General features: G+C 72.0%; 21 protein-coding genes. All 21 read left to right on the top strand.

Annotated elements, in window-relative coordinates:
- Window positions 1-122: 122 nt before the first annotated feature.
- The 21 genes from rsmH to dnaE all read left to right on the top strand — a co-directional run bounded on the left by rsmH (window position 123) and on the right by dnaE (window position 24848).
- Window positions 123-1130 carry a 16S rRNA (cytosine(1402)-N(4))-methyltransferase RsmH gene (gene rsmH / locus C1729_RS04775; RefSeq protein WP_102508932.1) on the top strand — a complete coding sequence of 336 codons (1008 nt, stop codon included), beginning with the start codon at window positions 123-125 and terminating at the stop codon, window positions 1128-1130.
- Window positions 1127-1549: a cell division protein FtsL gene (ftsL, locus tag C1729_RS04770; RefSeq protein ID WP_102508931.1), complete on the top strand. Its 423-nt coding sequence runs from the start codon at window positions 1127-1129 to the stop codon at window positions 1547-1549. Before rsmH ends, ftsL begins: the two co-directional genes overlap by 4 nt.
- 383 nt (window positions 1550-1932) lie before the next feature.
- Window positions 1933-3849, top strand: a complete 1917-nt coding sequence (locus C1729_RS04765) for a peptidoglycan D,D-transpeptidase FtsI family protein (RefSeq protein WP_242493713.1) — start codon at window positions 1933-1935, stop codon at window positions 3847-3849.
- Between the two features lie 76 nt (window positions 3850-3925).
- Window positions 3926-5461, top strand: coding sequence for a UDP-N-acetylmuramoyl-L-alanyl-D-glutamate--2,6-diaminopimelate ligase (locus C1729_RS04760; RefSeq protein WP_102508929.1), 1536 nt, complete (start codon window positions 3926-3928; stop codon window positions 5459-5461).
- Between the two features lie 66 nt (window positions 5462-5527).
- The gene (locus tag C1729_RS04755; RefSeq protein WP_102508928.1) at window positions 5528-6928 is read left to right on the top strand and encodes a UDP-N-acetylmuramoyl-tripeptide--D-alanyl-D-alanine ligase; all 1401 of its coding nucleotides are present in this window, start codon (window positions 5528-5530) and stop codon (window positions 6926-6928) included.
- The gene (gene mraY / locus C1729_RS04750; protein WP_102508927.1) at window positions 6925-8010 is read left to right on the top strand and encodes a phospho-N-acetylmuramoyl-pentapeptide-transferase; all 1086 of its coding nucleotides are present in this window, start codon (window positions 6925-6927) and stop codon (window positions 8008-8010) included. Before C1729_RS04755 ends, mraY begins: the two co-directional genes overlap by 4 nt.
- Window positions 8007-9482, top strand: a complete 1476-nt coding sequence (gene murD / locus C1729_RS04745) for a UDP-N-acetylmuramoyl-L-alanine--D-glutamate ligase (protein ID WP_102508926.1) — start codon at window positions 8007-8009, stop codon at window positions 9480-9482. The genes mraY and murD overlap by 4 nt, the downstream gene beginning before the upstream one ends.
- 11 nt (window positions 9483-9493) lie before the next feature.
- The gene (gene ftsW, locus C1729_RS04740) at window positions 9494-10768 is read left to right on the top strand and encodes a putative lipid II flippase FtsW (protein WP_102508925.1); all 1275 of its coding nucleotides are present in this window, start codon (window positions 9494-9496) and stop codon (window positions 10766-10768) included.
- Entirely contained in the window at window positions 10761-11891 is a 1131-nt protein-coding gene (gene murG, locus C1729_RS14525) for an undecaprenyldiphospho-muramoylpentapeptide beta-N-acetylglucosaminyltransferase (RefSeq protein ID WP_242493712.1), read from the top strand. Before ftsW ends, murG begins: the two co-directional genes overlap by 8 nt.
- On the top strand, window positions 11888-13306 hold the full coding sequence (gene murC, locus C1729_RS14520; RefSeq protein WP_165375415.1) for a UDP-N-acetylmuramate--L-alanine ligase: 1419 nt from the start codon (window positions 11888-11890) through the stop codon (window positions 13304-13306). Before murG ends, murC begins: the two co-directional genes overlap by 4 nt.
- A gap of 278 nt (window positions 13307-13584) precedes the next feature.
- Complete coding sequence (locus C1729_RS04730; RefSeq protein ID WP_129590663.1) at window positions 13585-14505, top strand: cell division protein FtsQ/DivIB; 921 nt, start codon at window positions 13585-13587, stop codon at window positions 14503-14505.
- Between the two features lie 184 nt (window positions 14506-14689).
- Window positions 14690-16030 (top strand): cell division protein FtsZ, encoded by a 1341-nt coding sequence (gene ftsZ / locus C1729_RS04725; protein ID WP_102508923.1) that lies wholly within the window; start codon window positions 14690-14692, stop codon window positions 16028-16030.
- A 4-nt stretch (window positions 16031-16034) separates the two neighbouring features.
- Window positions 16035-16829, top strand: a complete 795-nt coding sequence (gene pgeF, locus C1729_RS04720; RefSeq protein WP_102508922.1) for a peptidoglycan editing factor PgeF — start codon at window positions 16035-16037, stop codon at window positions 16827-16829.
- Between the two features lie 124 nt (window positions 16830-16953).
- On the top strand, window positions 16954-17433 hold the full coding sequence (locus C1729_RS04715) for a cell division protein SepF (protein ID WP_102510522.1): 480 nt from the start codon (window positions 16954-16956) through the stop codon (window positions 17431-17433).
- 12 nt (window positions 17434-17445) lie between these two features.
- On the top strand, window positions 17446-17751 hold the full coding sequence (locus tag C1729_RS04710; protein WP_102508921.1) for a YggT family protein: 306 nt from the start codon (window positions 17446-17448) through the stop codon (window positions 17749-17751).
- A gap of 108 nt (window positions 17752-17859) precedes the next feature.
- A complete protein-coding gene (locus tag C1729_RS04705; protein ID WP_102508920.1) occupies window positions 17860-18513 on the top strand; it encodes a DivIVA domain-containing protein in 654 nt (217 codons plus the stop codon).
- A gap of 128 nt (window positions 18514-18641) precedes the next feature.
- Window positions 18642-19103 carry a TraR/DksA family transcriptional regulator gene (locus tag C1729_RS04700; RefSeq protein WP_102510521.1) on the top strand — a complete coding sequence of 154 codons (462 nt, stop codon included), beginning with the start codon at window positions 18642-18644 and terminating at the stop codon, window positions 19101-19103.
- Window positions 19104-19151: 48 nt separating this feature from the next.
- Entirely contained in the window at window positions 19152-19802 is a 651-nt protein-coding gene (gene lspA, locus C1729_RS04695; RefSeq protein ID WP_102508919.1) for a signal peptidase II, read from the top strand.
- Window positions 19799-20728 (top strand): RluA family pseudouridine synthase, encoded by a 930-nt coding sequence (locus C1729_RS04690; protein WP_102508918.1) that lies wholly within the window; start codon window positions 19799-19801, stop codon window positions 20726-20728. The genes lspA and C1729_RS04690 overlap by 4 nt, the downstream gene beginning before the upstream one ends.
- Window positions 20725-21225 carry a GNAT family N-acetyltransferase gene (locus C1729_RS04685; protein ID WP_242493711.1) on the top strand — a complete coding sequence of 167 codons (501 nt, stop codon included), beginning with the start codon at window positions 20725-20727 and terminating at the stop codon, window positions 21223-21225. The genes C1729_RS04690 and C1729_RS04685 overlap by 4 nt, the downstream gene beginning before the upstream one ends.
- Before the next feature lie 71 nt (window positions 21226-21296).
- The gene (dnaE, locus tag C1729_RS04680) at window positions 21297-24848 is read left to right on the top strand and encodes a DNA polymerase III subunit alpha (RefSeq protein ID WP_102508917.1); all 3552 of its coding nucleotides are present in this window, start codon (window positions 21297-21299) and stop codon (window positions 24846-24848) included.
- Window positions 24849-24873 lie beyond the last annotated feature (25 nt).

The following is a 24873-nucleotide window of genomic DNA, read 5'->3' as shown; positions in this document are numbered from 1 at the left end:
CCAGCGGGGTCGCGGTGGGAGACCTGGTCGGGCGGAAGCCCAGAGCCCTCCCGACCTGCCACCTCCGCGCCAGCCAGCACGACCGGTCCAGACCGCACCATCGCCCCGAGAGGAGACGCCGCATGACGCACGAGCCCGAGCGGGAGACGTCCGACCGCCACCGCCCCGTCCTCCTCCAACGGTGCGTCGACCTCCTCGCCCCCGCGCTCGCGGCGCCGGGCTCGGTCCTCGTCGATTGCACGCTCGGCATGGGCGGGCACACCGAGGCCGTCCTCGAGCAGGTTCCGACGGCGCGCGTCGTCGGCATCGACCGGGACCCGCAGGCGATCGCCCTCGCGAGCGAGAGGCTCGCTCGCTTCGGCGACCGCTTCACGGCGGTCCACGCGGTGTACGACGAGATTGGCGACGTCGTCGCGGACCTCGGGCTCGACGGCGTCCAGGGAGTCCTCATGGACCTCGGCGTGTCCTCACTCCAGCTCGACGAGGTCGACCGCGGGTTCGCGTACGCCCACGACGCCCCGCTCGACATGCGCATGGACCCGACGACGGGCCAGACCGCGGCCGACGTCCTCAACACCTATGACGAGCGTGAGCTCGCCCGGATCCTGCGCGAGTACGGCGAGGAGCGCTTCGCCGGCAAGATCGCCCGCTCGATCGTCCGGATCCGCGAGGAGCGACCCTGGTCGACGAGCGCGGAGCTCGTCGACCTCGTGCGCGCGTGCATCCCGGCGGCGACCCGCAGGACGGGCGGACACCCGGCCAAGCGCACGTTCCAGGCCTTGCGCATCGAGGTCAACGGCGAGCTCGAGGTGCTCGACCGCGCCGTCCCCGCCGCGGTCGAGGCACTGGCCGTCGACGGCCGGATCGTCGTTGAGAGCTATCACTCGCTCGAGGACCGGCTCGTCAAACGCGTCTTCCAGCGCGGTGCGACGTCTTCGGCACCTCCCGGGCTCCCCGTCGAGCCCGAGACGCACAAGTCCTACCTCGAGCTCCTCACCCGCGGGGCCGAGGAGGCCGACGGGGCCGAGCTCGACGACAACCCCCGGGCCCAGTCCGTCCGGCTGCGCGCCGCGCGCCGCACCCGCCCGACCCCTGACCACCTGCGACCGAACCGAGAGGCCGCGCGATGAGCGCACAGCACGCCCCCGCCGCGTACGCGCCGCGTCCCGTCGCGCCCGCGGCACCGCGGACGCAGCCCGTCCCGGCGAGCCGTATCCGTCTCGTGACGACGCCCGCCGTCTCGCGGTCGCGCGTCCCGTTCATCCTGCTGTGCATTGCGATCCTCGCGACCGCGCTCGCGGGCGTGCTCCTCCTCAACACGACGATGGCCCACGGTTCGTACGAGCAGCGCAGCCTCCAGCGTGAGATCTCCCAGCTCGCGCAGGTCGAGCAGGCGCTCCTCACGCAGATCGACGCGGCCTCGTCTCCGCACGCGCTTGCCGAGCACGCGTCGCGGATGGGCATGGTGCAAGACTCGACTCCTGCGTTCGTGCGGCTCGAGGACGGCAAGGTCATCGGCGACGTCACCCCGGCGCAGGCGAAGAACTGAGGTCTGGCATGAGCGACGACCGGCGTCCCGACCGAGGCGCTCCGCGTTCGACGACGAGGCAGCCCTCGGGCGAACGTCCCGTCCGTGGCCGGGAGCCGCGCACCTCTGAACGGCGTGTCACTGAACCCCGCGCCGCGACGTCCTCGCGGATGCCTCGCGCTGCTGCGGCGGGTGGTCAGCGGTCCGCCGGACGTCCCGCGCCCTCCCGGACGGCGGACCCTCAGCAGGCCGCACGGTCGTCGTCGCGGCAGGCCCGGACACGTGCAAGCTCAGCGCCGCGTGGGGCCTCCGCGAACCGCGCTGGCGCCGCGACCCGTGTCGGCAGTCCCCTGGGTACAGCCCGGCGTCCTGCCCGCACGACTGCGGCTCGTTCCGGTGGCGTGGTGCCACGGGCGTCGGCCCGTCAGCCCGCAGCACGGACGCGCGCCGACGGTCACCCCGTCGACCGCAGCACCGTCGGTCGTCGTCCCGTCGACCGCGGCGCGGCCGACCGCCACGTGCGCCCCGCGTTCTCCGGGGCGCCCACGCTCGTCATGCCCGCGTGGTTCGCGGCACGCACCGGGTCGCCGCACGCCCGTCAGCGTGCGCTCCTCATCGGGGTCCTCGCGATCCTCGGGGTCTTCGCCGGGCGTCTCGTCTACGTCCAGGCCGTCGAGGGGCCGGACCTCGCCGCCGAGGCGCTTCGGGGCCGGCTCGTCTCGGGTGAACTCGTACCGCAGCGCGGCGACATCCTCGACGCCGACGGCAAGGTTATGGCCATGTCGGTGACCCGGTACGACATCCTCGTCGACCAGACTCTCGTGCCGGATTGGAAGCGCTACGAGGACGGACGTCTCCTCGGCCAGGGCGCCGAGGCGCTCGCCGAGGTCCTCGCGCCGATCCTCGACCGTCCAGTCGCGGAACTCGCGGCCGACCTCGTCGGCGACCGCCGCGGCAAGTACATCTCGCGCGGCGTGCTCCCCGAGACGTGGAGCGCGATCAAGGCGCTCCGTATCGCGTTCATCAGCGCGGAGGAGACGTCCGAGCGCAAGTACCCGAACGGCAACGTCGCGGGCAACATCCTGGGGTTCGTCAACTCCGAGGGCGTCGGCTCCGCCGGGGTCGAGCAGTCGCAGGAGACGCAGCTGCGCGGCACCAACGGCTCCTACCTCCTCGAGCAGGACCCGCGCGGCGCGCTCATCCCGACGGGTGAGAAGGAGCGCGTCGAGGCGGTCGACGGTCGTGACGTCGAGCTCACGGTGAAGTCCGACCTGCAGTGGAAGGCGCAGGACGCGATTGAGAAGGCGGCACGCGCGTACGGCGCGACGTACGGCAACATCGTCGTGTCCGACACGCGGACGGGGCAGATCCTCGCGCTCGCCGAGACGAGCACGGTCGACCCGGCGGACCTCGCGAGCAGTGACCCCGCGAACTGGGGCTCCCGGGCCATCTCCAACGTCTTCGAGCCCGGCTCGACCGCGAAGGTCATCACGATGGCCGCGGCTCTCGAGACGGGGGCGTGGACACCGACGTCGAAGTTCACGGTGCCCGACACGTACGTGACGGACAACGGGCAGACGATCCGGGACTCGCACGCGCACGTGCCCCAGCAGCTCACCCTTGCGGGCGTCTTCGCGGAGTCGTCGAACACGGGCACCGTGATGATCGGCGAGAAGATCCCGATGCAGGTGCGCTACGACTACCTCTCGAAGTTCGGCTTCGGCCAGAAGACGGGGATCGGCCTGCCGGGCGAGTCCGCCGGCATCCTCCATCCGGTCGAGAAGTGGGACGGACGCACGCGCTGGAACGTGCTCTTCGGCCAGGGCGTCGCCGTAACGGCGATCCAGAGCAACGAGGTGTTCGCGACGATCGCCAACGGCGGGGTCCGCAACACTCCGCGCATCATCAAGGGCTACCGGTCCGAGGACGGCACGTACGAGGCCGTCAAGCCGGCCGAGACGACGCAGGTCGTCTCGAAGGAGACCGCCGACACCGTGCTCCAGATGATGGAGACGGTCGTCTCCGACGGCACGGGCAAGAAGGCTGCCGTCCCGGGGTACCGGATCGCCGGGAAGACCGGTACGGCCCAGGCCCCGAACCCTCTCACGGGCACGTACGACCACTTCGTGGCGTCGTTCAACGGCATTGCACCCGCCGACGATCCGCGGATCGCGGTCTCGGTGTCGCTCTACTCCGACAAGCTCCTCTACGGTGGTGAGGCCGCGGCCCCCGTCTTCGCGGACGTCACGGCGTTCGCGCTGCAGCACCTCGGGGTCGAGCCGAGCGGCTCGAAGGCGACGAAGATCCCGACCGAGTGGTGAGCCTGCACGATCCTCTCACGTGCCCCACGGCCCAGGTCGAGAAGACGGGCCCCGGGGGACCGGTAGGTTCTCACCCGTGAACGACCCACGCACGCTGCCCTCCCTTCTCACCGAGGTCACCGTCGGACGGCTCGCCGAGCTTCTCGGCCTCGAACTCCGCGGCGACCCGGGCGTCGTCGTCTCGTCGGTCGTCCTCGACGACCGGCGCGCTGTCCCCGGGGACCTCTTCGCGGCGCTCCCAGGCGCTCGCGCCCACGGTGCGCGGTTCGCGCCCGCGGCTGTCGGGCGAGGCGCCCGCGCCGTCCTCACGGACGTCACGGGGGCTGCCGAGCTGGCGGATGCCGGTGTCCCGCTGCTCGTCGACGCGGACCCGCGCGGCGTCCTCGGCCGTCTCGCGGCGCTCGTGCACGACGAGCCCGCAACGCGCATGACGACGTTCGGCGTCACGGGGACGAACGGCAAGACCACGACGACCTTCCTGCTCGAACGGCTCCTCGGCGAGCTCGGACGGCGGCCCGGGCTCGTCGGGACGGTCGTCTCACGGTATGCGGGCCGCGACGTGCCGAGCCGCCTGACGACCCCGGAGGCCCCCGAGCTCCAGGGCTGGATCGCCGCGATGGCGGAGGCCGGGGTCGACGCGCTCGCGATGGAGGTCTCGTCGCACGCGCTCGCGCTGCACCGGGTCGACGGCGTCGTCTACGACGTCGTCGGCTTCACGAACCTCAGCCAGGACCATCTCGACTTCCACGGCACTCTCGAGGAGTACTTCGACGTCAAGGCGTCGCTCTTCACACCGGCGCGGGCACGGCGCGGGGTCGTCGTCGTCGACGATGACGCGGGCCGGCGTCTCGCCGAGCGCTCGGAGGTTCCCGTGACGACGGTGACGATGCGCGGCACGGACGCCGACTGGCACGTCGTCGACCACGTCGCTGGCGTCGGGGGCTCACGGTTCACGCTCGTCGGTCCCGCCGGGGAGCGGCTCGACGCCCGCGTGACGATGCCGGGCGACTTCAACGTCGCGAACGCGGCCCTCGCGATCGTTATGGTCGTTGCGTCCGGTGTGAGCGTCACGGACGTCGCCGGGGCGCTCGCGCGGGACGGGCTCGACGCGACAGTGCCCGGACGCATGGAGGTGCTCGCGACGGCCCCGCGCGTCGTCGTCGACTTCGCGCACAACGCAGATGCGCTCGGGCTCGCGCTCGCGACGCTCCGCCCGACGACGCCCGGCCGACTTGTCGTCGTCTTCGGGGCGACGGGGGAGCGTGACACGGGCAAGCGCCCGGTCATGGGCGCGGTCGCGGCGCGTGGCGCGGACATCGTCGTCGTCACGGACGACGACCCGCACGGCGAGGACCCTGCGCCGATCCGCGCTGCGGTGCTCGCGGGGGCGCACGAGGCCGTCCTGGCGCGCGCTCCCGAGGCTCGGCCTGCGATACTGGAGGTCGCGCCCCGGGCGGAGGCTGTGCGCCGGGCGGTCCTCGAGGCCGCCCCGGAGGACACGGTGCTCGTCGCGGGGCGCGGGCACGAGACCGTCCAGGATGTCGGCGGTGTCGACATCGCTCTCGACGACCGGGTCGAGGCCCGAGCGGCGCTCGCCGCGCGAGCCGACTGACGGCCGCACACGACTGACTGGCATGCACGCGCGCTCGGCGCGGACGAACGGGAGAACGGTAACCACATGATCGAGCTCGGCATCGACGAGATCGCCGACGCGACGGCGGGGCGCGTCCTCGGGGACGCCGGGGCCCGTGTCACGGGACCTGTCGTCATCGACTCCCGGCTCGTCGTCCCTGGCGCGCTGTTCGTCGCGCTCCGCGGTGAGCACGTCGACGGGCACGACTTCGTCGCGACGGCAGTCGCAGCAGGCGCCGCGGCCGTCCTCGTCGCGCACGAGGTCGACGCTCCGGCAGCGGTCGTCGTCGACGACGTCCAGGCGGCGCTCGGCGCCCTCGCCCGCGAGGTTCTCGCGCGGCTGCGGGCTGCAGGGCCGCTCGAGGTCGTCGGCATCACGGGCTCGGTCGGCAAAACGACGACGAAGGACCTCGTCGGCCAGTTGCTCGCGGCCGAGGCCCCGACGGTCGTGCCGCGGGGGTCGTTCAACAACGAGATCGGTCTGCCGCTCACGGTCCTCGAGGCCGATGCCTCGACGCGCTACCTCGTCCTCGAGATGGGGGCGAGCGGTATCGGCCACGTCACGTACCTCACGGGCATCGCGGCGCCGGACGTCGCGGTCGTGCTCGTCGTCGGCTCGGCGCACCTCGGCGAGTTCGGTGGAGTCGAGGCGATCGCGCAGGCCAAGGCCGAGCTCGTCGCGGGCGTGCGCGCGGGGGGCACCGCGATCCTCAACGGCGACGACCTGCGGGTCGTGGCGATGGCCGCTGCGGCCCACGGGCCTGTCGTGACGTTCGGCACGGTGACCGGCGTCGACGTGCGGGCGCAGGACGTGCGCATCGACCGTGCCGGCCGTGCGACGTTCACGCTCGTCGCGGGGGAGATGACGGCCGAGGTCGCGCTGCGCCTCGTCGGCGAGCACCACGTGACGAACGCGCTCGCCGCGGCCACGGTCGCGCTCCGGCTCGGCCTCGCGCCCGAGGTCGTCGCCGAGCGGCTCTCCGCCGCGCGCGCCGTGAGCCCGCACCGCATGCAGGTGACCGAGCGCCCCGACGGCGTGACGATCATCGACGACTCCTACAACGCCAACCCGGACTCGATGCGTGCCGCGCTGCGCGCCCTGGCCGTCGTCGCGGGACGCGACCGTCGCTCGATCGCGGTGCTCGGCGAGATGCTCGAGCTCGGTGAGGACTCGCGCGAGCGGCACGACGAGGTCGGGCGGTTGGCGGTCCGGCTCAACGTGCGTCTCACCGTCGTCGTCGGCGACGGGGCGTGGGCGATCCGTGAGGGCGCGATGATGGAGGGGTCGTGGGGCGACGAGGTCATCCACGTCGCCGACGTCGACGCCGCACGCGCCGTCCTCGCGGACGAGGTGCGCGCCGGGGACGTCGTCCTCGTCAAGGCCTCCCATGGCACGGGCCTGTGGCGGCTCGGTGACGAGCTCGCAGCGACGGAGGTGGACGCGTGATCGCGCTCCTCGTCGCGGGCGGGACGTCGCTCGTCGTCGCGCTTCTCGCGACCCCGCTCTTCATCCGCTTCCTCGAGAAGCGTCAGTACGGCCAGTTCATCCGCCAGGACGGCCCGACCTCCCACCTCATGAAGCGTGGCACGCCGACGATGGGCGGCGTCGTCATCATCGGAGCGACGCTCCTCGCGGTCGGTGCGGGAAGCCTCGTCGCGGGGAGGCTGCCGAGCGTCTCGGCGCTGCTCGTGCTGTTCCTCATGACGGGCCTCGGTCTCGTCGGCTTCGCGGACGACTTCACGAAGATCTCGCGGCAGCGGAGCCTCGGTCTCTCGGCCGCCGGGAAGATCGTCGGTCAGGGCCTCGTCGGGATCACGTTCGCGGTGCTCGCGCTGCAGTTCCCGGACGAGGGTTTCCGCACGCCCGCCTCGACGAAGATCTCGTTCATTCGTGACACGGGCATCGACCTCGCGTTCGCGGGGGTCACCGTGGGCCTCGTGCTCTTCGTCCTCTGGGCGAACTTCCTCATCACGGCGTGGTCGAACGCCGTCAACCTCACCGACGGCCTCGACGGGCTCGCGACCGGCGTCTCGCTCGCGGTGTTTGGGGCGTACACGTTCGTCGGGATCTGGCAGTGGAACCAGCGCTGCTCGGCGGCGGCGTCGGCAGGCCCCGCGTGCTACGACGTGCGCGACCCGTGGGACCTCGCGATCGTTGCGGCCGCGATCACGGGCGCGTGCTTCGGCTTCCTCTGGTGGAACGCGTCGCCTGCGAAGATCTTCATGGGCGACACGGGCTCGCTCGCGCTCGGCGGGGCGCTCGCCGGCCTCTCGATCCTCTCGCGCACCGAGGTGCTCGCCGCGATCATCGGCGGCCTCTTCGTCCTCATCGTGCTCTCCGACGTCATCCAGATCGGCGGGTTCAAGCTCACGGGCAAGCGCGTGTTCAAGATGGCGCCGCTCCACCACCACTTCGAGCTCTCGGGCTGGGGCGAGGTGACGATCGTCATCCGCTTCTGGATCATCGCGATGATCTCCGCGGCCGTGGGCCTCGGCATTTTCTACGCGGAGTGGGTGGCGGGAGCATGACCGCGGCACCCGAGGCCGTCGAGCCCGCGGTGCCGCTTGCGTCGGCGCACGTCGTCGTCGCCGGGCTCGGCGTCACGGGACGCGCGGTCGTCACGGCTCTCGCGGGTCGCACGGCGCGCGTGACGACGGTCGACGCCGCGGCGCCCGACGCGGACGTCGCCGACGGCCGCCTCGTCGACCTCACGGACGTCGACCTCGTCGTGACGTCGCCCGGCTGGCGCCCCGACCACCCGCTGCTCGCAGGTGCGCTGGCCGCGGGCATTCCCGTCTGGAGCGAGGTCGAGCTCGCGTGGCGGCTGCGCGTGGACCGCGCGGGCGGGCGCGGACCCGCGCCGTGGCTCGGCGTCACCGGCACGAACGGCAAGACGACGACCGTCGGCATGCTCACGTCGATCCTGGCGGCGGCGGGGGAGCGGGTCGCGGAGGTCGGCAACGTCGGCACCCCGGTCGTCGAGGCTGCGCTTGACCCGGCCGTCGACGTCCTCGCGGTCGAGCTCTCGAGCTTCCAGCTGCGCTTCACGCGCACGACGTCGCTCGAGGCCGCCGCGGTCCTTAACGTGGCCCCCGACCACCTCGACTGGCACGGCTCGCTCGAGCGGTACGCGGTCGATAAGGGCCGCATCTTCACGCACGCGCAGCGTGCGTGCGTCTATAACGTCGCTGACCCCGTGACGCGTCGGCTCGTCGAGGACGCGGACGTCGTCGAGGGCTGCCGGGCCGTCGGGTTCTCGCTCGGCGCCCCTGGGCGCGCGGAACTCGGCGTCGTCGACGACCTGCTCGTCGACCGCGCGTTCCACACCGCAGCGGACGACCCGTCGCGGCACGAGGGCGCCGACGAGCTCGCGACGCTCGGCGACCTCGCCCACCTCGGGGGAGACGCGGGCGTTCCGCCGCACGTGGTCGCGAACGCACTCGCGGCAGCAGCGCTCGCCCGCGCCCACGGCGTGTCGGCGGACGACGTCCGCGCGGGCCTGCGCGCCTTCACCGGAGGCCACCATCGGATCGAGACCGTCGCGACTGCGCAGGTCACAGGCGGGACGGTCCGTTTCGTCGACGACTCTAAGGCGACGAACGGCCACGCTGCGTCCGCGTCGCTTGCCGCGTTCGACGCGGGAACCGTCGTCTGGGTCGTCGGCGGTCTCGCCAAGGGCGCGACGTTCGACGACCTCGTCGTGCGACGCGCCGATCGCGTGCGTGCCGCCGTCGTCATCGGGACCGACGCGACCGAGATCCTCGGCGCGTTCGCGCGACACGCGCCCCAGATCCCCGTCGTCCGCATCGATCCGGCCGACACTGGGACGGTGATGACGCGCGCGGTCGAGGCTGCGACGGCGCTCGCCCACCCGGGTGACACCGTGCTCCTCGCGCCGGCGAGCGCATCGATGGACCAGTTCCGCAGCTACGCGCAGCGCGGCGACGAGTTCGCCGCAGCCGCACGTGCGGTCGCGGGAAGGACCATGGAGGACGACTGAGGGGGAGCGGCATGACGGCGAACGAGACGGTGGGGCGCAGCGACGCTCCGCCGACCCGACGCAGGTCCCTCCTCGGGTCCTGGGACACCCCGGTGACGAGCTACTACCTCATCCTCGGGCTTACGGTGCTCCTCGTCGTCTTCGGTCTCGCGATGGTGCTCTCCGCCTCGTCCGTCCGGTCGATCGCGCGGGAGGGCAACGCGTACTCGATCTTCCTCGGACAGGCCGTCTACGCCGTTCTCGGTGTCGTCGCTCTCGGGGTGACCGCGAGTCTGCGTCCCGTGGTCTACAAGAAGCTCGCGTGGGTGATCCTCCTGGGCTCGTTCGCGCTCCAGGCGCTCATCTTCGTCCCGTCGCTGTCGGTGTCCGCGCTCGGCAACACCAACTGGATCAAGATCCCCGGCACGACCTTCACGATCCAGCCGTCAGAGATCGTCAAGCTCGCGCTCGCGCTGTGGCTCGCCGCGGTCCTCGCGCGCAAGAGCGAGCTGCTCAGCAGGTGGGGGCACGTCATCGTGCCCGCCGTGCCGGTCGCGGCAGCCGCGATCCTCCTCGTGCTCTCGGGGAACGACCTCGGCACCGCGATCATCCTCATGCTCATCGTCGCGGGGGCGCTGTGGGTCGCGGGCGTCCCCGCACGGATGTTCGCGCTCGGCGGCGCGCTCATGACGGCGGGCAGCCTCGTGATGATCAAGGTGAGCGACAACCGCCTCGGCCGGATCGACGCGTGGCTCGGCCGTGACTGCGGCGTGGGCGACGCGTGCTACCAGACGAAGCACGGCCTGTGGGCGCTCGGCACGGGCGGGTGGACCGGCGTCGGGCTCGGCGCGGGCCGGGAGAAGTGGCACTACCTGCCCGAGGCCCACAACGACTTCATCTTCGCGGTCGTCGGCGAGGAGCTGGGCTTGCAGGGCACGATTCTCATGCTCCTGCTCTTCGGAGCGCTCGCCTGGGCGATGTCACGCGTCGTCGTGCGCCACCCCGACCCGTTCGTGAAGATCGCGACGGGGGCGATCATGTGCTGGATCATCGGCCAGGCCCTCGTCAACATCGGCGTCGTCATCGGCGCCCTGCCCGTCATCGGCATCCCGTTGCCGCTCGTGTCCGCGGGAGGCTCGGCGCTCATCATGACGATGGCTGCGATGGGTGTCGTCCTCTCGTTTGCGCGCGACGAGCCCGGCGCGCGCGAGGCCTTCGCAGCGCGCACCGGCGTCGTCCGCCGCTCGCTCGCCGTCGTCGGCGGGTCCGTCCGTCGTTCCCGGAAGGGGAGATCCACCCGTGCCTGAGTCCGTCCTGCTCGCCGGCGGCGGCACCGCCGGCCACGTCAACCCGCTGCTCGCGGTCGCCGACGAGCTGCGGGCGCGGGATGCGTCGACCCGCATCACCGTGCTCGGCACCGCCGAGGGCCTCGAGGCAGATCTGGTGCCGGCACGCGGGCACACGCTCGTCCACGTGCCACGCGTCCCGCTGCCGCGGCGACCGTCGGCCGAGATGCTCTCGGTGCCGTCGAGGTTGCGTGCCGCGGTGCGCGCCGCGGAGGACGCGATCGTGGAGGCCGAGGCGCGCGTCGTCGTCGGGTTCGGCGGCTACGTCTCGACGCCTGCGTACCTCGCGGCACGACGTCGGGGGGTGCCTGTCGTCGTCCACGAGCAGAACGCGCGCCCGGGCCTCGCCAACAGGCTCGGCGCGCGCCGGGCCGCGGCCGTCGCGGTGACCTTCCCGGGCACCCCGCTGCGTGGCGCGCGCCTCACGGGGCTGCCGCTGCGCCGCGAGATCGCGACGCTCGCGCTTGCCCGGCGCGCCGACGCGCTCGCGGCGCGCCGCGAGGCGGCCGCGACGCTCGGGCTCGACCCGGACCGCACCATTCTCGTCGTCACAGGGGGCTCCCTCGGCGCGCAGAGCCTCAACACTGCGATGGCCGGTGCGGCCGCGGCGCTCGCGGACCTCGGCCCAGGACGGCCGCAGGTCCTCCACCTCACGGGTCGCGGCAAGGACGCCGACGTGCGCGCAGCGGTCGGTGCGGCGGGCCTCGACGGCGACTATGTCGTCGCGGAGTACCTCCTCGAGATGGAGCGCGCGCTCGCGGTCGCTGACCTCGTCCTGTGCCGTGCCGGGGCAGGCACGGTCGCCGAGCTCACGGCGCTCGGCATCCCCGCGGCGTATGTGCCGCTGCCCATCGGCAACGGTGAGCAGCGGCTCAACGCGCAGCCTGCGGTCGACGCGGGGGGTGGCCTCCTCGTCGAGGACCGGTTGCTCTCGCCCGCGTGGGTGGGGTCGACACTCCTGCCGCTGCTCGGGGACCGTGCCCGGCGCGAGGAGATGGCTGCGGCCGCGACGCGCGTCGGCCGTCCCGAGGCGACGGCCGCGGTCGTCGATCTCGTCCTCGCTGCGGCCGGAGGTGCACGATGACTGCCGCAGGCACGCTCGCCGACCTCGGCCGCACGCACCTCGTCGGGATCGGGGGCGCGGGCGTCTCGGTCGTCGCGCGGCTCCTCGCTGCGCGCGGGGTCCAGGTCCAGGGCTCTGACGCGCACGCATCCGACGTCGTCGACGCGCTGCGCGCCGAGGGGCTCACCGTCTGGGTGGGTCACGACGCTGCCCACGTCGCCGACGCGGACACCCTCGTCGTCTCGACGGCGGTGCGCGAGACCAACCCCGAGCTCGCGGCCGCGCGTGCGCGCGGACTGCGCGTCCTCCACCGGTCCGAGGCGCTCGCCCTGCTCATGGACGGGACGCGCGCCGTCGCGGTCGCGGGTGCGCACGGCAAGACGACGACGTCCGCGATGATCGCGGTCGTCCTGGCCGAGGCGGGGCGGGATCCGTCGTTCGCGATCGGCGGCTCGGTGCGCACCCCTGCGGGAGCGGTGCCGGGCGGGCACCTCGGCGCGGGGGACGTGCTCGTCGCGGAGGCCGACGAGTCCGACGGCTCGTTCCTCAACTACCGGCCCGAGATCGCGGTCGTCACGAACGTCGAGCCCGACCATCTCGACCATTACGGCAGTGCCGCGGCGTTCGAGGCTGCCTTCGTCGAGTTCGCGGGCCGCGTCAGGGCGGGCGGTCTGCTCGTTGCGTGCGCTGACGACGCGGGTGCTGCGGCGCTCGTCAGTGCGCACCGGGCCGCAGGCGGTGCTGCGCTCACGTACGGCGGGCCGGGCGCCGACGTCGTGGTCCGCGACCACGTCGCCGAGGGCGACGGTGGGCGCTTCACGCTTGAGGTGCCGGCCGCGACGGGCCTCGTGCCGGCTGACCGCACGCTCGACGTCGTCCTCGAGGTCCCTGGCGTCCACAATGCGCTCGACGCGGCCGCGGCGCTCGTCGTGGCGCTGCGACTCGGCGTCGACGCGGATGCGGCGGTCGCGGGTGTCGGGCAGTTCTTCGGCACTGGACGGCGCTTCGAGGAGCGGGGCACGGCCGGCGGCGTGCGTGTCGTCGACGACTACGCGCACCACCCCACGGAGGTTGCGGCGCTCCTGCGCGCGGCGCGGCCGGCTGCCGCGGGCGGCCGCGTGCTCGTGCTCTTCCAACCTCACCTTTTCTCCCGGACGCGCACGTTTGCGCGCGAGTTCGCGGACGCGCTCGTGCTCGCGGACGAGGTCGTCGTCACGGACGTCTATGCGGCGCGCGAGGACGACGACCCGACGGTGACGGGCGCGACGATCACGGACCTCATGGCGGGGCGTGGGCGTCACGTCGCGGGCCGTGTCGAGGCGGCGCACGCGATCGCGGCGCTCGCCCGCCCGGGGGACCTCGTCCTCACCGTGGGTGCGGGCGACGTCACGCAGTTGGCGCCCGTCGTGCTCGAGAGCCTCGCGGTCCGTTCGTGAAGCCTCCCGCGCGTCCGCGTCCGACGCCGCCGCAGCGCCCCGGGGCGCCGCGGCCGGCGCGTCCGGACGCGCCGTCGCGGGCCACCGAGGAGGCTCACGAGGAGCCGGCAGGCCGCCGGGGTCGACGGGCCGCACCGCGCGTCTCGCCAGCTGCTCCGCGTGCGGCGGCTCCGCGTGGGCGTGACGTGCCGGCTCCGGGCGCTTCGGGGGGTGGCGACGAGCGCGGTGCGGCGCGACGTGGCACCACGTCGCGCAGCGCGGCGGGGGTGGACCGCCACGTGGCGTCGTCACCGTCGATCCCGTCGGCCGCAGGGACGTCGGTGCACCCGCGCACGGCGGGGCACGCGCGGACGTCGGGCGAGGGGACGGCCGGGGCCGGCGGCCGCCCCCCGGGGGCGAGCGCGTTCGTCGTGCCGGAGACGGACGCCGTGCCGCTCGTCCCGGGCCAGCGGCGCCAGGTGGTCTCGACGGGGCTTGCGGCGCGGCTCGCCGAACGGGACGCGCAGCGTCGTCGTCGGTGGTGGGTGCGGGGTGCGTGGGTCGCGGCCGGGTTCGTCGTCCTGGGTGCGCTCGTCTGGGGTGTGTTCTTCTCGCCCCTGTTCGCGCTCGACGCGGACGAGGTCGTCATCTCGGGGGAGGGGACCGTCATCGAGCCGGGCGACGTCGTCGCGGTCGTCGACGGGGTCGTCGACGTGCCGCTGCCGCGGCTGGACACGGTGGCGCTGCGCGGACGGATCCTCGACGTGCCCGGGGTGCGGGACGTGCGTCTCACGCGCGACTGGCCGCGGGGTCTCACGGTTGAGCTCGTCTCGCGCGAGCCGGTCGCGGCGGTCCCGCAGGGCGGGGGAGTCGTCCTGCTCGACGACGAGGGGGTCCAGGTCGGGCGTGCGGACGCTGCTCCCGAGGGGCTTCCGACGATGACGTTCGACATCGCGGACGAGGGGCGCCGGACCCTCGAGTCCGCGCTCATCCTCCTCAATGCGCTGCCCGAGGGGCTCGCGGCGGAGATCGCGACGATCTCGGCGGAGAGCCCGGACGACGTGCGGATGACGCTCCGCGGGGGAGCGACGATTCTCTGGGGCGGCAAGTCGGACGCGGCGCTCAAGGTGCGGGTGGTCGAGGTCCTGCGGTCGGCGAAGAAGACGAAGGGCTCGAAGGTCTTCGACGTCTCGGCCCCGACGGCGCCGATCACGCGTTGACCCGGGGTCGTGCGGGTGCCCGGGGGCGGGACGCGCCGGGCGCGTCGGTCGACACGCGCGACACGCGACGTCGAGGTGCTTGGTCCACGCGTCGGTGCGACCTACCTTCGACGTAGCAGAACCTGACATAACTCTAACCCTCTACCTGAGGGTGAAGGTTGCGACCGACCGAGAGGCACCTCCCGTGGCAACACCGCAGAACTACCTGGCCGTCATCAAGGTGGTGGGCATCGGTGGCGGTGGCGTCAACGCCGTCAACCGCATGATCGAGGTCGAGCTCAAGGGCGTCGAGTTCATCGCGATCAACACCGACGCGCAGGCGCTCCTCATGTCGGACGCCGACGTCAAGCTCGACGTCGGCCGCGAGCTCACCCGTGGCCTTGGCGCGGGCGCCGACCCCGAGGTCGGCAAGAAGGCCGCCGAGGACCACGCGGAGGAGATCGAGGACGTCCTGCGCGGCGCCGACATGGTTTTCGTCACCGCAGGCGAGGGCGGCGGCACCGGCACGGGCGGCGCGCCCGTCGTCGCCCGCATCGCCCGTTCGCTCGGTGCGCTCACCGTCGGGGTCGTCACGCGACCGTTCTCGTTCGAGGGCCGTCGGCGCGCCAACCAGGCCGAGGCCGGCATCGAGGCGCTGCGCAATGAGGTCGACACCCTCATCGTCATCCCCAACGACCGGCTGCTCTCGATGGCGGACCGCTCGGTCTCCGCGCTCAGCGCGTTCCACCAGGCCGACCAGGTGCTGCTTTCGGGCGTCCAGGGCATCACCGACCTCATCACGACCCCGGGCCTCATCAACCTCGACTTCGCCGACGTGAAGTCCGTCATGCAGGGCGCAGGCTCCGCGCTCATGGGCATCGGCTCCGCCCGCGGCGAGGACCGCGCCGTCCAGGCCGCCGAGCTCGCGATCTCCTCCCCGCTCCTCGAAGCCTCGATCGACGGCGCGCACGGCGTGCTCATCTCGATCCAGGGTGGCTCCGACCTTGGGCTCCAGGAGATCAACGAGGCCGCACGCCTCGTCCACGAGGCCGCCCACCCCGAGGCGAACATCATCTTCGGTACCGTCATCGATGACGCCCTCGGCGACGAGGTGCGCGTCACCGTCATCGCCGCCGGCTTCGACGGCGGTGCGCCGCTCCCGCGCAAGGACGGACGCGGGCTCGGTCAGGTCGAGCCCGCGGCCGGACGCCCGGCCGAGGCCCCGGTGGCTCCCGTGCGCCGCGAGCCCTCGGCGCAGACGGGTGCGCACTCGCAGGTGCGTCCGATCCTCCCGATCGAGGACGACGCCGAGCGCCCGTCATGGCAGCGCGCCGTCCAGCCGCAGCCCGTCGAGCCGGTCGCACCGCAGCCCGTCCGGCCCGCCTCGCCCTACGCGACGACGGGACCCGGCGAGCAGGTGCCCGCGTTCCTCGGCGACGCCGACGGGCCGCAGGCCACCGGACAGCTCGAGGTCCCGCGTGTCTTCGAGGAGGAGGCACCGAGGCGTCGCCACGACGACCTCGACATCCCCGACTTCCTCAAGTGACACGGTGAACGGATCGCCACGCGGACCCCGGCTCACCGAGTTTGCGCTCGGTGCCGGGGTCCGCGGCGTCCTCACCGAGTCCTCAGGAGGTCTCTCGCCCGCCCCGTGGGCCGCGCCCGACGGCCCCGGCCTTGACCTCGGTCTCAACGTGGGCGACGACGCCGGACGGGTGCGCGCGAACCGCGCGCTCCTCGCCGAGGCGCTCGGCGTCCCGGTCGTCTACGCGACGCAGGTGCACGGCGCCGACGTCATCGACGTTGGCGACCCGGCCGCGGCGACCCTCGACTCCGTCGGTGAGGCCGACGGGCTCGTGACGACCGTGCCGGGCCTCGCGCTCGCTGTCCTCGTCGCCGACTGCGTCCCTGTCCTCCTCGCGGACCCCGTCGCCCGTGTCGTCGGCGTCGCGCACGCCGGTCGGCGCGGCGTCGAGCTCGACGTCGTCGGCGCGGTGCTCGCCGCGATGCGGACGCTCGGCGCGTCCACGGCGGACGTGCGCGCGGTCGTCGGCCCGAGCGCGTGCGGACGCTGCTACGAGGTCCCCGTCGCGATGCGCGACGAGGTCGCGGCACGCGCGCCTGGGGCCTCCTCGACGACATCGTGGGGGACGGCGGCGCTCGACCTGCCCGGAGCCGTCGACGCGCGCCTGCGCGCCCTCGGGGTCGGGCACGTCGCGCGGGACGCCCGCTGCACGATCGAGGACCCGTCGCTCTTCTCGCACCGGCGGGCGACCGCGGACGAGGGGCCCGGCACGACCGGCCGCCTCGCGGGTGTCGTCCACCTCGCACACGTGTCACGGTGACACTGCTCGAGCGGGTGCGTGTACCCAGCGCGTCGGGCGTGTCGCTGCAAGATCCGTCGGCGGGCGACGGTTAGCGTGGATCCACCCTCATGGGTGCACTGGACGACGACGGAGGAGCATGGCGATGGCCGGAGCGCTGCGCAAGACGATGCTGTACCTGGGCCTCGCGGACGACCGCGGCGGCCAGGAGTATGCCGAGGAGTACCACGACGAGTACGTCGAGGACTACCAGGACTTCGAGCCCGAGGTGGAGACCGTGAGCGAGACGCACGCGCAGGTGACCCCCATCAGCCGCGGTGTGCAGCCGGTCGCGCCGGCGCCCGAGCTGCGACGCATCACGACGGTCCACCCGCGCTCGTACAACGACGCCCGGCAGATCGGTGAGGCGTTCCGTGCCGGTACGCCCGTCATCATCAACCTCTCCGACATGGACGATTCGGACGCCAAGCGTCTCGTCGACTTCTCGGCCGGGCTGATCTTCGGGCTCCGCGGCTCGATCGAGCGCGTGACGAACAAGGTCTTCCTCCTCTCTCCCGAGAACGTGGAGATCGCGGGCGAGGACCGCGGCGAGAACGCTCGCGCCGGCATCTTCAACCAGAGCTGAGCCGTCGCCTCCGTGGATCTCGTCCTGACGCTCCTCACGCTCGTCCTCTGGCTCTACCTTCTCGTCCTCCTGGGGCGCGTCATCATCGACTGGATCCAGGTCTTCGCGCGCGACTGGCGTCCTCGAGGCGCCGTGCTCGTTCTGTGCGAGCTCGTCTTCACCCTCACGGACCCCCCGCTCAAGCTCCTGCGACGCTTCATCCCGCCGCTGCGCCTGGGTCGGGTCCAGATCGACCTGTCGTTCATCGTCCTGTTCCTTGCCTGCTCGTTCCTCATGAACGTGCTGGCCATGATCCAGTCCATGATGAGAGCAGCCTGACCGACGGGGTCGATGACGACCGACCCGCTTTTTTCCGCTAGCGTGATCCTCGGCGTACCTGACGTCAGGTCCGTCAGGATCCGCAACGACTGCAACAGAGGTGACCCGATGGAACTGCTGACCACGGACGACATCCTGAACAAGAAGTTCACGGCGACGAAGTTCCGCGAGGGCTACGACATCGTCGAGGTGGACGACTTCCTCGACGAGGTGCTCAACACGCTCCGTGCGTACGAGGGCGAGAACGGCGACCTCAAGAGCAAGCTCGCCGCTGCGGAGCGCCGCGTCGCCGAGCTCACCCGTCAGAACGCTGCGCAGGCCGCGGCGGCTGCCGCTGCGCCGGCACCGGCCCCCACGCCTGAGCCGGCCCCGGCCCCGGCGCCCGAGCCCGAGCGCGCGCCTGCCCCGGTGGCTCCCGCCCGTCTCTCGGAGCCCGAGTCAGCCACGGGCATGCTCCAGCTCGCGCAGAAGCTCCACGACGACTACGTCCGCTCCGGTCAGGAGGAGGGCGACCGGCTCGTCACCGAGGCGCGCACCGAGGGCGAGCGCATCGTCCGCGAGGCGCAGGAGACCTCCGCGCGTACGCTCGGCCAGCTCGAGCAGGAGCGTGGTCTCCTCGAGCGGAAGATCGACGAGCTCCGCCAGTTCGAGCGTGACTACCGCATGCGTCTGCAGAGCTACCTCGAGAACCTTCTCGGGGACCTCAACAACCGTGGCGCGGTCATGCCGGGCGGCGACAAGGACTCCGGCCGCTCCATCTGACGGCCCCCGCCTGCCTGAGCGGGCATCCCCGTCGTGGTCGGGACGGACGCTGCAGCACTCCTGCGCAGTTGTCCGTCCCGATCACGACGTCTATCCTCAGCATTTCCGCCGTGAAGAGAGGCTCGCCGATGTCGATCCAGGACGCTACGCCCGCCCCCACCTTCGCCGAGCGCTTCCCGCGGCTCGCGAAGGACGTCAAGCATCTCCAGGTGCGCGAGGGCGAGGACCCGTGGACGACCAAGGAGGTCAAGGCGCTTGCCCTCGGCCTCATCGCCGAGTCGGAGCGTCTCGAGATCGAGCTCGAGGCCGCTGACGCGGATCTCACGGAGCTGCTCCGCAACTCGGGTGAGGGTGCGGGCGACGACCAGGCGGACTCGGGCTCGAGCGCGCTCGAGCGGGAGCAGGAGCTCACCCTCGTCAACAACACCCGGGATCTGCTCGAGCAGAACCGCAGCGCGCTCGCGCGCATCGCGGACGGCACGTACGGCACGTGCGAGGTGTGCGGCGGCCCGATCGGCAAGGCGCGCCTCGAGGCGTTCCCGCGCGCCGCGATGTGCGTCCGCTGCAAGCAGCTCGCCGAGCGGCGCTGACCGGCGGCACGCAGGGCACGGCCGCGACCGTGGCAGACTGGTCCGGCCATGACTGACGACACGACGCCCTCCGGGGCCATGACGCCCGAGGGTGCTGCGGCACCCGCCCGCCCACGCCGTCTGCTGTGGCCGATCCTCCTCGGCGCGCTCGTCGTCGTCGGGATCGATCAGGCGACGAAGGAGCTAGCGCTCGCACGGCTCGAGCCGGGAGCCGCCACCGACTGGTTCCTCGCGGAGTTCCTCGGCTGGAAGCTCGTCTTCAACCCCGGCGCTGCCCTGTCGATGGGCGAGGGCTTCACGTGGGTGCTCACGCTCCTCGCGGTGGGCGTCACGGTCGTCATCGTCGTCGGGTCGCGCCGCATCACGTCCCGCCCGTGGGCGTTCGCGCTCGCGCTCATCCTCGGCGGTGCCGTCGGCAACCTCGTCGACCGGCTCCTCCGCGAGCCGAGCTTCGGGCACGGTCACGTCGTTGACTTCATCAACTACGCGGGATTCTTCGTTGGGAACGTCGCCGACATCGCGATCGTCGGCGCCGCGGTCGTCGTCGTCTGGCTGTCGTTCCGCGGCGTGCCGTTCGGCGACGAGGAGCCCGCCGGTGCCGTGTCCGGCGACGCGCCGGACGGCGTTGCCGGCGGGGATGTGGCTCCCGGACGTGAGGACGCGACTGGGACCGCGACCGACAAGGGCGCGCAGCCGTGACCTCGCGCACCCTGCCTGTCCCCGATGGCCTCGCGGGGGAGCGCGTCGACGCGGGACTCGCGCGCCTGCTCGGTCTCTCACGCTCGCGGGCGGCGGAGATCGCCGAGTCCGGGGGCGTCCAGCTCGACGGCCGGACCGTCGGCAAGTCCGACCGGCTCACGCCCGGCTCGTGCCTCGAGGTCGAGCTCCCGGACCCGAACGCGACGGTGGCGGCGCCGCCGGAGCCGGTTCCCGGCATGATCATCCGGTACGACGACGACGACGTCGTCGTCATCGACAAGCCCGTCGGCGTCGCGGCTCACCCGTCGCCCGGCTGGACGGGGCCGACGGTCGTCGGCGCGCTCGCCGCGGCCGGCTACCGGATCTCGACGTCGGGCGCCGCCGAGCGCCAGGGCATCGTCCACCGCCTCGACGCGGGCACGAGTGGACTCATGGTCGTCGCGAAGAGCGAGCACGCGTACACCGTCCTCAAGCGCGCGTTCAAGGAGCGCACGGTCGAGAAGGTCTACCACGCGCTCGTCCAGGGCTACCCCGACCCCTCGGTCGGGACGATCGACGCGCCGATCGGTCGGCACCCGTCGTCGGACAGGAAGTTCGCGGTCGTCGCCGACGGCAAGCCGTCGGTGACGCACTACGAGGTGCTCGAGATGTTCCCGTCGGCGAGCCTCGTCGAGGTGCACCTCGAGACGGGCCGCACGCACCAGATCCGCGTGCACTTCTCGGCGCTGCGTCACCCGTGCGTTGGTGACCCGATGTACGGCGCGGACCCGCGGCTCGCGGAGCGCACGGGGCTGACGCGCCAGTGGTTGCACGCGATGCGGCTCGGGGTCGCGCACCCGTCGGACGGGCGCTGGGTCGAGGTGACGTCAGAGTACCCCGCGGACCTCGCGCACGCGCTCGAGGTCGTCGCCGAGGGCTACCGGTGAGCGCGGACGGCACGAGCCCCGTCCTCGTCGAGGGCAGCGTCACGGTCGTGCGGCTCGACGACGGGACCCGGCGCGGGGACTGCCTCGCGGTGCGGCTCGAGGTCTTCGTCGACGAGCAGAAGGTTCCTCTCGCCGAGGAGATCGACGCGCTCGACGATGCCCCGACGACGACGCACCTGCTTGCGCTCGGCACGGACGGCGAGGTGCTCGGCACGGCACGGGTCCTCGCGGACCCGGAGCACCCGGGGGAGGTTCACGTCGGGCGGGTCGCGGTGCGCGCGGTCGCGCGCGGCGCGGGCGTCGGCCGCGTGCTCATGCGTGCGGCGCACGCCGTCGCGCTCGACGACCACGCGGTCGACGGGCGCGTGCGATCGGTTCTCTCGGCGCAGCGGCAGGCCTTCGGCTTCTACGAGTCGCTCGGTTACACAGTCGTCGGGGACTTCTACCTTGACGCGGGGATCGAGCACAAGGACGCGTTCGTCGACCTCGTGCGCTGAGGCCGGACGAGGTCGTGGCGTCGTGCCGCGCGCGGCCCGGGACGTCCGTTGCTCGGCCTAGACTCGGGGGCATGCCGAGCACTGCTGAGGACTTCGTCCACCTTCACGTCCACACGGAGTACTCGATGCTCGACGGTGCGGCGCGCGTCGGGGACCTCATGGAGGAGGTCGCACGGCAGGAGCAGAAGGCCATCGCGACGACCGACCACGGCTACCTCTTCGGGGCCTTCGACTTCTGGCAGCAGGCGACGCGCGCGGGCATCAAGCCAATCCTCGGCGTCGAGGCGTACGTCACCCCGGGGACGAGCCGCTTCGACCAGACGCGCGTGCGCTTCGGTGAGCAGGGCCAGGAGTCCGACGACGTCTCGGCACGCGGCGCGTACACGCACATGACGATGTGGGCGCGCAACAACGAGGGCCTCCACAACCTCTTCCGGGCGTCGTCGTACGCGTCTCTTGAGGGCCAGATGGGCAAGTGGCCGCGCATGGACCGCGACCTGCTCGAGCGCTACTCGGGCGGCATGATCGCGTCGACCGGCTGCCCGTCGGGAGAGGTCCAGACGCGCCTGCGCCTCGGTCAGTACGACGAGGCCGTGCGGGTCGCGGGCGAGCTCCAGGATATCTTCGGCAAGGAGTTCTTCTACGTCGAGCTCATGGACCACGGGCTCGACATCGAGACGCGTGTCTACTCCCAGCTCATCGAGCTCTCCAAGGCGATCGGGGCCCCGCTGCTCGCGACGAACGACCTCCACTACGTGCGCGAGGAGGACGCGGCGAGCCAGGAGGCGCTGCTCGCGATCAACTCGGGCTCGGCGCTCACCGAGCCGACGTACGAGCAGGGCGGCAACCGTTTCGCGTTCCAGGGCACGGGCTACTACGTGAAGACGGCCGCCGAGATGCGCCGGCTCTTCAAGGACTATCCCGAGGCGTGCGACAACACGCTGCTCGTCGCCGAGCAGTGCGAGGTGTCCTTCGACACGAACGCCAACTACATGCCGAACTTCCCCGTCCCGGCGGGGGAGGACGAGACCTCGTGGTTCATCAAGGAGGTCGAGACCGGGCTCGCCGCCCGTTACCCGGGCGGCGTCCCCGAGGCGTCGCGGGCGCAGGCGAAGTACGAGACCGACGTCATCGTCCAGATGGGCTTCCCGGGGTACTTCCTCGTCGTCGCGGACTTCATCAACTGGGCGAAGTCCCAGGGCATCCGCGTCGGACCGGGTCGTGGCTCGGGCGCCGGTTCGATGGCGGCGTACGCGATGCGGATCACGGACCTCGACCCGCTCGAGCACGGCCTCATCTTTGAGCGCTTCCTCAATCCCGAGCGTGTCTCGATGCCCGACTTCGACGTCGACTTTGACGAGCGTCGGCGCGGCGAGGTCATCAGGTACGTCACCGAGAAGTACGGCGAGGACCACGTCGCGCAGATCGTCACGTACGGCACGATCAAGGCGAAGCAGGCGCTCAAGGACTCCTCGCGCTTGCTCGGCTTCCCCTTCGCGATGGGCGAGAAACTCACGAAGGCCATGCCGCCCGCCGTCATGGGCAAGGACATCCCGCTCTCGGGGATCTTCGACCCCCAGCACAAGCGCTACGCGGAGGCCTCCGAGTTCCGGGCGCTCCACGACGCCGACCCCGACGCGCAGCGTGTCGTCGAGCTCGCCCGCGGCATCGAGGGCCTCAAGCGCCAGTGGGGCGTCCATGCCGCGGGCGTCATCATGTCGAACCACCCGCTCATCGACATCATCCCCATCATGCGTCGCCCCCAGGACGGCGCGATCATCACGCAGTTCGACTACCCGACGTCCGAGGGCCTCGGCCTCATCAAGATGGACTTCCTCGGGCTGCGCAACCTCACGATCCTCGACGACGCGCTCGAGAACATCGTCATGAACGGCAAGGAGCCGCTCGTCCTCGAGGATCTCCCGCTCGACGACGTCGGCAGCTACGAGCTGCTCGCACGCGGCGACACTCTCGGCGTCTTCCAGCTCGACGGCGGCCCCATGCGCTCGCTGCTGCGACTCATGAAGCCCGACAACTTCGAGGACATCTCGGCCGTCCTCGCGCTCTACCGCCCCGGCCCCATGGGCGTGAACTCGCACACGAACTACGCGCTGCGCAAGAACGGGCTCCAGGAGATCACGCCGATCCACCCTGAGCTCGAGGAGCCGCTCAGCGAGATCCTCGGCGGGACGTACGGCCTCATCGTCTACCAGGAGCAGGTGATGGCCGCGGCCCAGAAGGTCGCAGGCTTCTCGCTCGGACAGGCCGACGTCCTGCGTCGCGCGATGGGCAAGAAGAAGAAGTCCGAGCTCGACAAGCAGCAGGCCGACTTCTTCGAGGGCATGACGAAGCACGGTTACACGAAGGACGCGCAGCACGCGCTGTGGAACGTCCTCGAGTCCTTCGCCGACTACGCCTTCAACAAGGCGCACACCGCGGCCTACGGGCTCGTCTCGTACTGGACCGCGTACCTCAAGGCGCACTACCCGGGCGAGTACATGGCGGGCCTTCTCACGTCCGTCAAGGACGACAAGGACAAGTCCGCGCTCTACCTCGGCGAGTGCCGCCGCATGGGCATCACGGTGCTGCCGCCCGACGTCAACTCGTCGGCCGCGAACTTCACGGCCGTCGGCCCGGACATCCGCTTCGGCCTCACCGCGATCCGCAACGTCGGCGCGAACGTCGTCGACGCGATCGTCCGCACGCGCGAGGAGAAGGGCGACTTCACGTCGTTCACCGACTTCCTCGACAAGGTGCCGGCGGTCGTCTGCAACAAGCGGACCATCGAGTCGCTCATCAAGGGCGGGGCCTTCGACTCGCTCGGGCACACGCGCCGCGCGCTCGTCATGGTGCACGAGCAGGCGGTCGACGCCGTCATCGGCGTCAAGCGCAAGGAGGCCGAGGGCCAGTTCGACCTCTTCGCTGGCTTCGGCGGTGAGGAGGACGACGCGGTCGGCTTCTCCGTCGAGGTACCGGACCTGCCGGACTGGGACAAGAAGCAACTGCTCGCGTTCGAGCGGGACATGCTCGGCCTCTACGTCTCCGACCACCCCCTGTCGGGTCTCGAGCACGTGCTCGAGCGTGCCGCGGAGACGTCGGTCGCGAACCTCCTCGCGGACGAGGCGCGGCCCGACGGCTCGACCGTGGTCATTGCGGGGCTCATCACGAGCTTGCAGCGCAAGATGTCAAAGAACGGCAACCCGTGGGCGGCCGTGACGATCGAGGACCTTGAGGGGTCGATCGAGGTGATGTTCTTCGGCGAGACGTACACCGCGTACTCGACGGTGCTCGCGGAGGATCAGATCGTCGTCCTGCGCGGACGCGTGAGGCGGCGCGACGAGTCGATGTCGCTCCAGGCGATGGAGCTCTCGTTGCCCGACCTCTCGGCTGGGCCCGAGGCCCCCGTGCGTGTCATCGTGCCCGAGTCGCGATGCACGCAGGGCGACATCGAGAAACTCCGCGACATCCTGCGGGCGCACCCGGGGTCCTCCGAGGTCCACATCCGGGTGACGCGTCCTGGACGGTCGACGCTCCTGCGTGCGGCCGACCGCTTCCGTGTCGACCGGACGCCCGCGCTCTTCGGGGACCTCAAGGTCCTCTTCGGCCCCAGCTGCCTCGGCTGACCCTGTCTCGACCCAGGAGCGTCCC

The sequence above is a fragment of the Sanguibacter massiliensis genome (genome assembly GCF_900240335.1).
Lineage (GTDB): Bacteria > Actinomycetota > Actinomycetes > Actinomycetales > Cellulomonadaceae > Flavimobilis > Flavimobilis massiliensis.
This window is presented reverse-complemented; position numbering and strand designations above follow the sequence as displayed.